Origin of the sequence: Flavobacterium algicola (genome assembly GCF_022399565.1) — a bacterium.
In the GTDB taxonomy this organism is placed as follows: Bacteria; Bacteroidota; Bacteroidia; order Flavobacteriales; family Flavobacteriaceae; genus Flavobacterium; species Flavobacterium algicola.
In genome coordinates this window covers 186,601-200,103 of the sequence record NZ_JAJTUT010000003.1, presented here as the reverse complement: position 1 = coordinate 200,103, position 13,503 = coordinate 186,601, and the positions used below count along the sequence as shown (strand labels likewise).

8 protein-coding genes are annotated in these 13,503 nt (G+C 36.0%); all 8 read right to left on the bottom strand.

The features are described from left to right. Positions 1 to 20: 20 nt before the first annotated feature. On the bottom strand, positions 21 to 1,400 hold the full coding sequence (locus tag LXH21_RS11750) for a sulfatase family protein (protein ID WP_239866081.1): 1,380 nt from the start codon (positions 1,398 to 1,400) through the stop codon (positions 21 to 23). A gap of 7 nt (positions 1,401 to 1,407) precedes the next feature. After that, positions 1,408 to 3,696, bottom strand: a complete 2,289-nt coding sequence (locus tag LXH21_RS11745) for a glycoside hydrolase family 95 protein (protein WP_239866079.1) — start codon at positions 3,694 to 3,696, stop codon at positions 1,408 to 1,410. An 89-nt stretch (positions 3,697 to 3,785) separates the two neighbouring features. After that, on the bottom strand, positions 3,786 to 5,102 hold the full coding sequence (locus LXH21_RS11740; RefSeq protein ID WP_239866076.1) for a sulfatase: 1,317 nt from the start codon (positions 5,100 to 5,102) through the stop codon (positions 3,786 to 3,788). 37 nt (positions 5,103 to 5,139) lie between these two features. Further along, positions 5,140 to 6,738, bottom strand: a complete 1,599-nt coding sequence (locus LXH21_RS11735) for a sulfatase family protein (RefSeq protein ID WP_239866074.1) — start codon at positions 6,736 to 6,738, stop codon at positions 5,140 to 5,142. Positions 6,739 to 6,791: 53 nt separating this feature from the next. Further along, positions 6,792 to 8,303: a sulfatase-like hydrolase/transferase gene (locus LXH21_RS11730; RefSeq protein WP_239866072.1), complete on the bottom strand. Its 1,512-nt coding sequence runs from the start codon at positions 8,301 to 8,303 to the stop codon at positions 6,792 to 6,794. A 45-nt stretch (positions 8,304 to 8,348) separates the two neighbouring features. Then, on the bottom strand, positions 8,349 to 10,481 hold the full coding sequence (locus LXH21_RS11725) for a hypothetical protein (RefSeq protein WP_239866070.1): 2,133 nt from the start codon (positions 10,479 to 10,481) through the stop codon (positions 8,349 to 8,351). Between the two features lie 41 nt (positions 10,482 to 10,522). Next, entirely contained in the window at positions 10,523 to 11,581 is a 1,059-nt protein-coding gene (locus LXH21_RS11720) for an alpha-L-fucosidase (protein ID WP_239866068.1), read from the bottom strand. Between the two features lie 28 nt (positions 11,582 to 11,609). Further along, positions 11,610 to 13,229, bottom strand: a complete 1,620-nt coding sequence (locus LXH21_RS11715; protein ID WP_239866066.1) for a sulfatase family protein — start codon at positions 13,227 to 13,229, stop codon at positions 11,610 to 11,612. Positions 13,230 to 13,503 lie beyond the last annotated feature (274 nt).

The following is a 13,503-nucleotide window of genomic DNA, read 5'->3' as shown; positions in this document are numbered from 1 at the left end:
TTTGCTTCGTTTTATACAATTTAATTGAACTGATGTTGATTCTTTTTTAAATCGGTATCAAATTCAAGTATCATTTTTGTTAATTCCTTTACTTTCTTAGGGTTTGCTTCTGCGACATTTGTACTTTCTGATATATCATTTTTAAGATTATAAAGCGATACTTCGCCATCATGTATTCTTAATTTCCACTCTTTTAATCTAACGGCTTCTAATGTGGACTCTAAATAATAGTAAAACCCATCCTTGTTGTGCGGTGATTTTACTTTTTTACTTCCTTGTAAAAGTGACCATATATTTTTACCATCAATCTGTTTTTCAGGTAACTTTCCGTCTGTCAAATAGGCTATTGTTGGCAATAAATCTATTGTAGAAGCTACTTCAGTACTTACACTACTTGATTTTATTTTGCCTGTCCATTTTGCAATCATAGGTACTCTCATGCCGCCTTCCCAGGTTTCTGACTTGTGTCCTCTTAGTGGTAAAGCACTTCCTCCTTGTCCGTCATCTAACTTCCAAGGACCATTATCAGAAGTGAATATCACAAGCGTGTTATTGTCAAGATGAAGCGTTTCTAATGTTTTTAAAATTTCGCCTACACTCCAATCTATTTCCTCTACTGCATCACCATAAGCACCGCGGGCACTTTTCCCTTTAAAATTTGGAGAAGCCGCCAAAGGAACATGAGGCATCGTATGAGCGAGATACAAGAAAAATGGTTTTTCTTTATTTTGTTCTATAAATTTCAAAGCCTCTTGTGTATAGCGCTGTGTGATGGTAGATTGGTCTACAGGGTATTCAATTACTTCGTCTTGTTGCAGTAAGGGTACTCTTCTTCCTCTCCATTTAACTTCACGCAAACTATCCATCGTCATCCCTTCTCTAAGCAGGATAGCATCTGACACTTTGGATTTTGGATTTACAGACATGTCATTACTAAACGGAATTCCATAATAAGAATCAAATCCCTGCATCGTTGGCAAATACTGAGGTTCATCTCCTAGATGCCACTTACCTATACATGATGTTGCATAGTTTTTATCTTTTAGCATATCGGCAATCGTCCATTCTTGATTTGACAAACCTCCGGGTAAATTCGGCCAAAATACTTTGGGAACTCCCACTCTCGGAGGATATGACCCCGTCAATAATGCCGCTCTTGATGGCGAACATACTGAGGATGCAGCATAGAAATCGGTAAACATGATTCCGTCCTGCGCCATTTTGTCTAAGTTTGGTGTCTTAATCAAAGGGGAGCCAAATACTCCCACATCCTGATACCCCTGATCATCTGTAAAAATGATAATCACATTCGGTTGTGGTGCTTTAGTTTGTCCTTTTACAGCAAAACTGCAACACAATAAAGTGGTCAATGCGATCCCTATTACTCTTACACTTTGCATTTTTTATTTATTTTTTGTTTAATAATGCATCAAATTTGTACGTCTTTCCAGCCTGCGTATTAAATGTGATGCTGCTATCCTCATACTGCAATATGCATGGCATTCCTTTTTTCGAAAGTACTTCTACTTCAATTAATTTGCCATTTTCCCATTTGAATGCTAGTTCAAAACCACCTCTTGCTACGATTCCCGAAACACTACCTTTCGGTAAAGCTGTTGGTAATGCAGGTAACAATTCAATTTTATTTAACTGACTTTGAATAAACATTTCTAATATTCCAGAAGCACCACCAAAATTACCGTCAATTTGAAACGGTGGGTGTGCATCAAAAAGATTTGGATAAGATCCTCCAGCACCTTTACGCTCCTCATGTTCGGCAGGACTCAATAAAGCATTTAATAATTTGTAAGCTCTATCTCCATCTCTGAAACGTGACCAAAAATTAATTTTCCAGGCCAAACTCCAACCCGTTCCGTTATCCCCTCGATATTCTAAAGACTGTTTTGCTGCCTTCATTAATTCTGGAGTCTCTTCATAATTGATTTCGTAACCAGGATATACAGCCCATAAATGCGATACATGTCTGTGATGTGATGTTGGATCATCTACATCTTCCAACCACTCTTGCAATTGACCATGCTTTCCTATTTTGTTAGGAGCAATTTGTGGAATCATTCCTCTTAGTTTTTCAGCAAAAAGTTCGTCTGTATTTAAAATTTTAGAGGCATGAATAATATCTTTAAATAATGCTCTAATAATTTGATGGTCCATAGTTGGACCTGCAACAAGTCCTCCTATTTCTGGAGAATTTGATGGAGAGCTTATTAAATAACCAGTATTTGGATCTTTGTATAAAAATTCACTATAAAATAGTGCCGCTTCTTTCATCAAATGATAATGGTTTTCTAGAAACTTTTTGTCTTGAGTAAATAAATAATGTTCCCAAATATGAGAGCTCAACCATCCGGCACCACCTAACCAAATTCCGTGATGAGAGGCGTTTACTGGTGCGGCTCCCCTCCATATATCTACGTTATGATGTACCACCCAACCATCAGCATCATAATGTTCTTTTGCTACAATTTTACCTGTTTGAGACACCTCTTTTATAAAATCAAACAGCGGCTCGTTACATTCACTTAAATTATAAACTTCAACCGGCCAGTAATTCATTTCTAAATTAATGTTTGTTGTGTAGCTGCTGAACCATGGGGGTGTCAATTTATCATTCCAAATTCCTTGTAATGTTGCTGGCTTACTTCCTGGTCTACTACTCGAAATCGTCAAGTACCGAGCGTACTGCACATACAAGGCTACTAGTTGTGGGTCATTTGGATTCTTCCAAAAATCATAAATTCTTTTTTCTGTTGTGTTTGCTGATTTTCCGTTGTCACCTAAATCTAAAGTAAAGCGTTTGTACAAAGATTGATAATCGGTTATGTGCTTCTTTTTAACGTCAGCATAGGTAGCATTTCCGATATTTTCTAAGACAGTTTTAGTAATTTTTTCTGGAGTACCCGAAACATCTTTGTAATTGATAAAATTGGTAGCAGCTGATAAATAAATAGTTGCAGTAGATGCTTTGGTAATGTGTAATTTTCCATTAACGACTTTGAGTTTACCATTGGTGGTAATTTTTAAAGTAGCGATCCCTTTTAAAACGCCATCTTTTACTTTTACTTCTAAGGTTTGGGTATTACCAGAGGTGGTCACTCGTTTATCATCATGAACGGCATCAACCCATAAATTAAAATTTAATGCTTTGGATTTACTAGCGGTAAGATGCACAGCTATCGCTTTATCTGGAAAGCTAGAGAGGACCTCTCGTTTAAATGTAATGCCTTTTACTTTATAGGAAACGGTATGAATTGCATTTCCAAGGTCTAATGTTCTACTGTAGTCGGTAAAATTTTCATGTCCTTTAAAATCAAGGTAAATATCTCCAAAAGGTTGATAAGATACTTGCTTAATTGGATCACTCATAAATTCTTTTTGAGCTAATGTTTGCGCTTCCAGTTGTTTACCCGCAGTTAATAAAGCCCTTATTTGTGGTAAATACTTGCTTGCTCCTTTGTGAGAATAGTCATGAGGTGCACCCGCCCAAAGTGTCTCCTCATTAAATTGTATGTGTTCTTGTGCAACACCTCCAAAAATCATAGCACCAAGACTACCATTACCTATTGGCAAAGCTTCTGTCCATAACATTGCTGGTTTGTCATACGCTAGCTTAAAACTTTCTTGAGCCTGCATCGTACCTACGCAAAGGAGCCACAGTAAAATTATTTTTTTAATCATATTATTTTTTATTGTTGTATTTAGCTATGCTCTTACTTTTTACAAAATTTAAAATGTCGTCAAACTATAAACAGGATCAATTAATTGAATTATTTTCCCGAATTCACATCCTTCTCCCAAAAATTCATTTTTTCTGACATGTAGGATGTTTTTTCAGGATACTGCTTTGCAAGATTAGTAGTCTCGCCAATATCCTGTTTTAAATCAAACAGTAAAGGTTCTGCATCTTTTCCGTTTAAAATCATTTTCCAATTGTCTTTGCGCATGGCCTTTCTACCAATATACCCCCAAAACAGCTCGCGAGCAATTACGGGTTTGTTATTAAAAAGCTGGTTTTTAAAGCTGATTCCGTCAATATTTATTGGCTTAGCTGCTCCTGCTATGTCCATAATGGTTGGATACAAATCCATCGTTAGGTACACATCAGCATTCACCTGATTTTTTTTAATTTTACTTGGGTACCACGCTATCGCCGGTACACGATGACCGCCTTCAAACAAAGTAGATTTGTAACCTCTAAGTCCTCCATTCGAACCCACTTTTTCTATTCCGCCATTATCAGAACAAAAGAAAACGAAGGTATTTTTATCTAAATTTAATTTTTTTAAGGTTGCCATTACTTTTCCAACACCTTCATCCATGACTTCTACCATTTCTTTGTAAACCAAGTCTAACTCTTCCTGAGAAAGTTGTTTTTTTGACTGCGTTCCTTTATCGGTACTATCGCGTTCAGGTGCTGAAGTACGGCCTTGAAATGGACCATGAGGTGCTTCATGCGGAATGTACAATACAAAAGGTTCTTCTTTATGGCGGCTGATGAAATTTACCGCATGTTCTGTAATTAAATCTGTCGAATATCCTGTTTCTTTTTGCAATTTGACGCCTGTCCACCAGTCTTCATATCCTTCTTGATCGATGTGCGAATGATAATCTACATTTCCAGAAACGTAGCCAATGTATTCATCAAAACCTTGATTAATTGGATTGAATTTGGTTTGATACCCCACATGCCATTTTCCAAACATGCCCGTAACGTAACCAGCTTCTTTCATACTCTCGGCAAACGTTTTTTCTGATGGTTCTAGGCCAGCATCTCGATCATTTTTTGCAGTAATTACACCATCAATGCCTACACGTTGCTGGTACTTACCCGTCAACAATGCCGCTCGAGTAGGACTACATACCGACCCGTTTGAATGAAAGTCGGTAAATTTTATTCCTTCGCTTGCTAATTTATCAAGATTAGGCGTGTTGATTAATTTGCTACCATAAGATGATAAATCTCCATATCCCATATCATCAGCCATGATGATTATGATATTTGGTTTTTCTTGTTGTTGTGCATTACTGTTTACGGTAATGAAACCAACAAAAAAGCTCATTAAAATAATGGATCTTATTCTCATTCTTATAGATTGTTAGAATTATAGCGGACACTTAAAATTAATCATTCCAGTGAGCAGCAATAATTTCGTTGATTTCAGGATCGTCTTTATCTAAATCGCCAAGGTCTTTACGTTGCTTTAATAACTCCACTTTCATAGATTTAATAATATCCTTGTATTTTGGATCGTTGTATGCATTGTGTAATTCATTTGGATCCTCATTCAAATCATAAAAATCCCAAAATTTAGTTGGCTGTTCTGCTTTCGAATATTTATTTTCTTTTAAACCATTACCATAGAAAAATGCAATTTTGTATCGTTCACCACGAATTCCGAAATGCCCTGGTCTGTCTTTAGAATGTTCCCAGTAGCGGTAGTAACCGTATTTTCTCCAATCACTTGGTGTATTCCCTTTTAAGTTTTCACGAAAACTGTGACCCTGCATGTCTTTTGGATAAGGGATACCAGCATAATCTGCAAAAAGAGCAGAGAAATCTACATTCTCAACAATATCTTTGTTTCGGGCACCAGCTTTAATTTCTTTTGGGTAGCGAATAACAAAAGGCATGTGAATTGATTCTTCAAAAATAAGTCGTTTATCAAACCAACCGTGTTCTCCTAAGAAATAGCCTTGATCGGCAGTGTATACGACAATTGTATTTTCTGCAAGACCAGATTTGTCTAAGTAATCTAATAACCTACCAATATTGTCATCAATTGCAGCACCACATCGCATGAAGTCTTTAACGAATTTTTGGTATGTCTTCATACGTGCTTCATTTGCATTTAAACCCTCTACAGAAAATGGAAGTTCTGGATAGTTCATAAAATCTTTTCTCAATTCTGGATTAGCTGTAGCATCTAGATATCGTTTTTGCAACTCATCTATAGATTGTCCGTTAAAAGATCTACCTGTCACCTCTGGCCCATTATCATAAAAAGATGCTGGGACAGGGATATCAATATCTCTGTACAAATCTTTGTAGCGTTCTGGGTAATCATAAGGTTCATGTGTAGCTTTGAAGTGGCACATCGCTACGAAAGGTTTGGTTGTGTCTCTATTGTCAATCCAGTCAGTCGTCATGTCGGTGATGATGTCGGTGCTGTATCCTTTGTAAGGCTTACCACCTCCATAATAATCTTCCCAATTGTCTTTGGTTTTCATTATTGGATCCCAATATTCACCTTGACCTGGTAAAACGCAGTAATAATCAAAACCTGCCGGCTCTTGTTTTAAATGCCATTTCCCAATAATCGAAGTTTGGTATCCTCCCTTTTGCAATTCTTTTGCAATGTTGTTGTATGCTGGCGCTAATCCGTTACCTAGCGTAGTAACACCATTGATATGACTGTATTGTCCTGTAAGTATGGTCGCTCTACTAGGAGTACAAATAGAATTGGAAACCAAACAGTTTTCTAATAATGTACCTTCATTGGTAAGTCGTTGGATATTTTGATTTCGAACATAATCTTTTAATATGCCGCCATAAACACCCCAAGCTTGAGAAGTATGATCATCGGCCATGATGAACAAAATATTAGGTCTTTTGTCCTTTGCTACCACTTTCTTTTCTTCTACTTTGGCCTTGCAACCGGCACCAAGAATGATGACACCCATCATAAGTACTATAGAATAAATTGTTTTCCCTTTTTGCATTGTATATTGTATTAGTGCTTTCTTACTATTTTAAATAAAATAATCTGTAATTTTTATTTTTTATTTTTAAAATCATAATCCTCTGGATGATCAAAAAGGCCAAATTCCTTTTTAGTTAAATCAGCAGTATCTCCAGCTTCTTTTATCAATTTTTCTAATTCTACCATTAAATCTTTACGAATTACTTGGTATTTTTTGTCATCGGCTAAATTTTTAAGCTCCCATCTGTCTTTTACCACATTAAACAACTGATAAGTAAAGACATCGTGCTTAGCACTTACTATTAATTTATAATCCCCTTTACGTACAGCTCTGTGGCCACCTAAGTTATTTATACTTGGATTATACGCTTCGCCTGGCCAAGAATTATAAGAATACAACATACTCGTTCTAACTTCTTTCTTAGTTCCGTTAAGGACTGGAGTTAAATCTAGTGACTTAACTGATTTCGGTATATCAAGTCCTGTTAAACCGCATAATGTTGGAAAAATATCATGTAAGTAAACTAGGGCGTCATTTTTTTGATCTTTAGGAATATTTGGTCCACAAAAAATTAAGGGTACACTTACACTGTGCTCATAAACACTTTGTTTTCCTAGTAATCCATGTTGTCCTAACGCCAAACCATTGTCTCCACCAAAAACGATGATCGTATTGTCTGCTTGTCCTGAGGCTTCTAGAGCTTTGATGATTCGACCAATTTGATTATCTGTTGCAGTGATCATTGCATAATATTCTGCAATTTCATTTTTGATAGCGTCCTTAGTCCTTGGGAAAGGCAATAACATTTCGTCTCTAATGTGGTCATCAGCGATATCAAAAGGATGCTGTGGCATATAATTTTTAGGCAATTCAATATCTTTTGCAGCATACATTGCTTGATATTCTTTGGGAGGAGTACGCGGATCATGTGGTGCAGTAAAAGCAACATACATTAAAAAGGGTGCCTCTTCTTTATACTCGCTTAAGAAACTTACCGCTGCGTCTCCAAAAACTTCACTACTAAATTTTTCGTTGTCTGAATATTTTTCAGACCAACCTTGCTCAGGCTCATAATCTTGTACTTTTGTACCAAAATGAACTGTCATACCGCCAAGAAAAGCAGATTTTACATGAGTAAAACCACGCTCTAACCAATCGGTTCCATTGTGTTGTTTCCCCGTTGCGAATGTGGTGTATCCGTTGTGCTTGAAATATTCTGGGAAGGTCAAGAGATTACTTTTTCCTTGTTCTCCCTTTGGATAGGCAAATTGCGCATAGACATTTGAGTCGATTTGAAAATAAGGACGACCCGTCATTACCATGGCACGACTAGGCGAACAAACAGCAGCTGTGGTTGCACCCAAAATATAAGAGTTGGTAAACGAGGTTCCGTTATGAACCAGTTTGTCCATATTGGGAGTCTTTACATCATACTTATTCATTGCTCCTATAGTACCACCACGTTGATCATCTGTGAAGAGAAAAAGAATGTTTGGCTTTTTTGTTTTTTGCTGTGCATTGGTCTTACTGTTAAGAAATACAACACAAACTACAATCAGTACTGTTTTTAAATTAATACGCATTTTCTAGATTTTTATAAATTTTATTAAAATATCTTACGATTCGGTTTATTTTTCTTCATTTATCGTAGGCAATGGTGGCGCATCAACTACAGTTCCAAAAGGAATTTCTTCTTTGAACTCAACTCCACCAAATTTTTGTCTCAGCACTTTAACACCGTGAACAGGTCCATTCCATAAACTTACTAAGTTCCCTACTACACCTCTGTCTGGATTTATCTGAGCATAAATATGGGTGTACTGCTCAAAGAGGGCTAACATTTCGTTACAGATGGCTACATACTTAATTCTTTGTTCTTCAGACAATGGTTTTTTGGTATCAAACTGTGTCAATTCACGACCTTTTTCAAAAGCCTTGATGTACACAATGGTTGTGCGAATACGATTATCCAATAAAGATAAAACTTCGCGTCCGTATTTATTTTTTGTTTCTAAATTACATGCTTTTAATTGCACCAAAACATCTTCGTACGCCGTTCTTACTCTTTGCAGTTTTTCTACCGGATAAGCAGATAGTGAGCCTCCATTTTTCCATCGTCCTTTCCAGCAAAAACCAAATCCGCTAACATTTTTTATCGAAATTGAATCTGCTTCACTTAATTTTTCCATCGCTAATGCGAAATCATTTTGACTTACAATTCCATTCGCCTTTGCATACTCCTTGTAAAAATCTACCGGATTCACAGCACCGTATAAACTTGAAATAGCGGAGTATCTTGACGTGATTTTGTTCTCAGCAGTTCTCCAGTGGTTGTACAAAATAGCGTTTCCACGGTGATCGGTAGTGTTTTTTACCGATTGATCTACGATTCCTTTAATTCCAGAAATACCATTTTGTTGAATAAACATCATTCCGTCTAGCTCGATCCAAGAATACACCATTGTATTGTCCCAATCCTCAGTGTTTTTAATAATATCTGGAATATTATCATTCACATTTAAACTATGATGTTCAGATAGAATGGCAACCTCTGTATCGGGAGCAAACTTTCGAGCCAAATAATAAGCAGGAGTGGCGTATTCTGAAATTACAACATAAATCCCCAATTTTAAAGGAAAGCCTTTTGGGACAATGTTGTTTTCTTTTAAATAATTGATCGCTTTTATAGAGTGACCTACTTGTCCGTACACATAGGCAAGATCGGATTGCTTGTCAGCTACGGGTTTCATCACGATGCTGTCATTTAGCGATTCTTTACCAAAATGTTCTGTAATTATTTCTTTGGTTTTCTCTTTTGTTGTGCGAGGTCCCCATCCGCCCGATTCTTCAGTGATTAATTCTAATGCATCAATCATTGGATACTCTTTCATAATAGCTTTTGCCGTCTCTATTGTTTTGGCAACATCAGAAGTAGTTTCTCTTGGTTCGAAAGAATATTGAACAAACATTCCGGTTTTCTTCGCTTCTTTAATTACATTTTGCAACCATTCAATCGACTTCTGACTTCTAACTTCTTTATTTTCGAAAAAAGGTTCGATTTCGGGAATACAGAAATATTTTTTATTGTCTACAATTGCCTTTATGTCTCTTTGATCTGGAATTGCATATTCATCACCATAAAAGTAATGACCAGCATACTCAGTAGTATCTTTTCGAACTACTTCATACCATTGACCAGGATAACTATGAAAAGTGATGGCATTAAAACGCATTCTTGAAAGGTTGCGAATGTATTCCTGCGCCGCTTCCAAAGGCCAAGCTGAAATGTCCATTGGGAAATTGATGTGTTGTCTGATTCCTCTTTTTTTTATAGCTGGAATAATTTTGTCACTATAATTTTTCAATAGTTCCCAATCGAATTGTTTTGGTAAAACAGGACCTGTCATATCAAATAGATACCCTCCTTTTTCTAGAAAGGTGTATGCTGCATAAAGCACGTCTGATGGTGTTTTTCCAATCAACTCTACATTCAAAGTACCTTTACTTAATTTAGATTCTACAGCAAAAGCAGCTTCTTCAAAATTTGGCTTCAGTGTAAATTTGAATGCTATATGATTGATTTTACTTTTGTTAGCAGACCTTAAAGCTTCCTCATTTAAGAAAAAAGTTAGTTCTGTTTTAGCATACTCATATTGCGTTTGATTTTCGGTATTTGCAAATGATAATCTGGCTCCCTTCTTTAAGGTTGTTAGCGCCAGTAAAAATGGAAGTAATAATAAAATAACGGCTGCTTTTTTCATCTTAGCGATTTTAAAAATTTAATCTTCTGTAATTCTTACTGTTACTTGTCCCTTTTTAACATTTTACCTACTTCAATCAATATTTTAGCGGATTCTTTTGGTACATTTCCGTCACCGTCTGGGCCAACATTCAATAAGAAATTCCCACCTTTACCATTAATGTCTTTCAGTTTTTCATAAACAACCTCTGGAGTTTTCCACTCTTTGTCTTTGATTTTAAATCCCCAAGAATCGTTAAGTGTATAACAGGCTTCCCAATAATAATCTACTTTGTTATCCAAATGAAATTGCTCTGGCGTACCAAAATCCTTTTTAAATTTGTCTCTTTTCGATACACGGTTATTAATGATGATGTTCGGTTTTAATTCTCGAATGTACTGGTACAAATCATTTCCATCTTCTAGTGTCCACCATTCTGCCCAATCTGCATCAAACCAAATGATTTCAATATCATAATTCTCAATCAATTCTTTAATCTGGTTTTTCATGAAAGTGACATATTCTTCTTTACGACCGTCTTTCATGTGTGTTAACCCCCAAGCCAGTTTGTTTTCTTTTTCGTTAAAACCTGGCTCTTGTGCTGGATGATGCCAATCTGTAATACTGTAGTAAGTACCAAAGTGAAGTCCTTCTTTTCTACAAGCATCTGCCAATTCTTTCACCAAATCACGTCCTTTCATAGGCGAATTAGCAATATCAAAATCAGTATATTTTGAATCCCACAAAGCGAAACCTTCGTGGTGTTTTGTCGTAATTACCAGATATTTCATTCCTGCTTTTTTGGCAAGCTTTACAATCTTGGTAGCGTTAAAATCTTTTGGATTCCAGGTGTCTATTAATTTTGCATACTCTTCAGATGGAATGTCTTGATTCCCTTGAATCCATTCGGCATATCGTCCTTTATCATTTCCTTTATAAATACCACCAAGCTGGCTGTACAAACCAAAATGGACAAACATTCCATACTTAGCATCGTCAAACCATTGCATTCTTGCTTTAAAATCAGCTGGAGATTCTTCAAGATAATTAACCTTTTCTTGCGCATTAGTTGCGTTTGTAATTATTAAAAGAATCAGAATTATTAAATAACTGTTTTTCATCTGTGGTATTATTTATTGTAAATGATTATTAATTTTTTGCCTTCAAATAGTTGGATAAATTCTGAGAGTTAAGCGCATCACTATCGCCATATTTTGTTCTCATTGCTTCTAGTTGTTTGTGCATATCAGCTTTTACCTTTGCATACGATGGATCATCATAAACATTTGACATCTCTGACGGATCTTTTTCTAGATCGTATAATTCCCATTTTTCGATATCATAATAAAAATGAATCAATTTGTAACGATCTGTTCTCACACCGTAGTGGCGTTTTACATGATGTTCCCCCGGAAATTCGTAGTAGGTATAATAGATTGCATCTCTCCATTCGCTGCTTTCTCCACTAACTAATTTTCGAAAAGATTCTCCCTGAACCTCTTTTGGTATTTCAACTCCAGCGTAATCTAAAAATGATGGAGCAAAATCAATGTTCTGTACCATACCATCAACAACTGTTCCTGCTTTAATTTCTTTTGGATACTTCATCAAAATTGGTGTTCTAAAAGATTCTTCATACATGAACCTTTTATCAAACCATCCGTGCTCTCCCAAATAGAATCCTTGGTCTGACGTATAAACGACGATAGTATTTTCTTCTAATCCGTTTGCTTTTAAATAATCCAAAAGTTCTCCCACACCATCATCTACAGACTGAACTGTACGCAGGTAATCGTGCATATACCTGTTGAACTTCCATAAGGCTAATTCTTTTCCTTGTAGATTTTTTGCTTTAAAATCTGCAATAATCGGATCATAATAAGCATCCCAGGCTGCTTTTTGTTTTTTATCCATTCTATTGTACTGGTTCTGGAAACCGTTTCTGTGAGGTGTCTTAATAGTACCTTCTTTGTCTAGCATTTTTAAATCATAGACTACATCCATATCTTTAAAAATACTCATTTCTTGACCTGCAGCAGCTGGTCTTCCTTCATAGTCATCAAAGAAATTAGCTGGTGGGGTAAATGTTTTTTCTTCGAATAATTTAAAATATTTTTCTTCTGGCATCCACGTTCTGTGAGGTGCTTTTTGGTGGTATAGCAATAAAAAGGGTTTGTCTTTGGCTCTCTTATTGTTCAACCAATCCAAAGCAATATCAGTAGTTACAGTAGTTACATATCCTGGATACGTCTTTTTCACACCATTTTCTATAAATTCTGGACTGTAATACTCTCCTTGCCCGATTAGAACATTCGAATAATCAAATCCTTGTGGTAGTCCATCCAAGTGAATTTTCCCTACCAATGCCGTTTGGTAACCTGCTTTTTGTAATGACTTTGCAAAATTATCTTGGTTCCAGTCAAACGGACTCACGTTATCTACTTTACCATTAACAAAACTATGTTTCCCTGTAAGCATCGCTGCTCTACTGGGCGCACAAATAGAATTGGTAACAAAACCTTTCTTGAACAAAGCTCCTTCATTAGCAATTCTGTCAATATTTGGTGTAATATTCAAGCCGTGACCATAAGCACTTATTGCTTGGTATGCATGATCATCACTCATTATAAATACAATGTTTGGTCTGCTTGTCTTTTCTACTGTTTTTTTGGCTTTACAGCTGCTGAAAAGCACAATAGTCGCCAGAATAAAAATGGCAGTCATGTTGCTCTTCATCATCACTTTATTTTCAAATCGTGTTTTAACCATTTTTTGTAATTTAATATTGTTAGTATATGTGTGACAAAAGAGCCTATGAGACTCTAATGTTTTGTTTTTTATCGAAAATATTTTATAACGAAATAGTTACTGAAAAAACAATCAATTTTGATAGTATCGAATTTTAATCACTAGCATTAAGCGTAGTATCGATTGCATAACTTGCTGTACGTCTTAGTAAAACTATTGAACATACAAATTCATTCTATTCTTTATAAAGTAAAGAACAAAAAAACAGTACCTCAAATTAGTTCGACCAATGACG

Excerpts from the sequence above, each read along its gene's own strand:
- LXH21_RS11750 (WP_239866081.1), bottom strand. The coding sequence starts at position 1,400 with ATGCAAAGTGTAAGAGTAATAGGGATCGCATTGACCACTTTATTGTGT.
- LXH21_RS11745 (WP_239866079.1), bottom strand. The coding sequence starts at position 3,696 with ATGATTAAAAAAATAATTTTACTGTGGCTCCTTTGCGTAGGTACGATG.
- LXH21_RS11740 (WP_239866076.1), bottom strand. The coding sequence starts at position 5,102 with ATGAGAATAAGATCCATTATTTTAATGAGCTTTTTTGTTGGTTTCATT.
- LXH21_RS11735 (WP_239866074.1), bottom strand. The coding sequence starts at position 6,738 with ATGCAAAAAGGGAAAACAATTTATTCTATAGTACTTATGATGGGTGTC.
- LXH21_RS11730 (WP_239866072.1), bottom strand. The coding sequence starts at position 8,303 with ATGCGTATTAATTTAAAAACAGTACTGATTGTAGTTTGTGTTGTATTT.
- LXH21_RS11725 (WP_239866070.1), bottom strand. The coding sequence starts at position 10,481 with ATGAAAAAAGCAGCCGTTATTTTATTATTACTTCCATTTTTACTGGCG.
- LXH21_RS11720 (WP_239866068.1), bottom strand. The coding sequence starts at position 11,581 with ATGAAAAACAGTTATTTAATAATTCTGATTCTTTTAATAATTACAAAC.
- LXH21_RS11715 (WP_239866066.1), bottom strand. The coding sequence starts at position 13,229 with ATGGTTAAAACACGATTTGAAAATAAAGTGATGATGAAGAGCAACATG.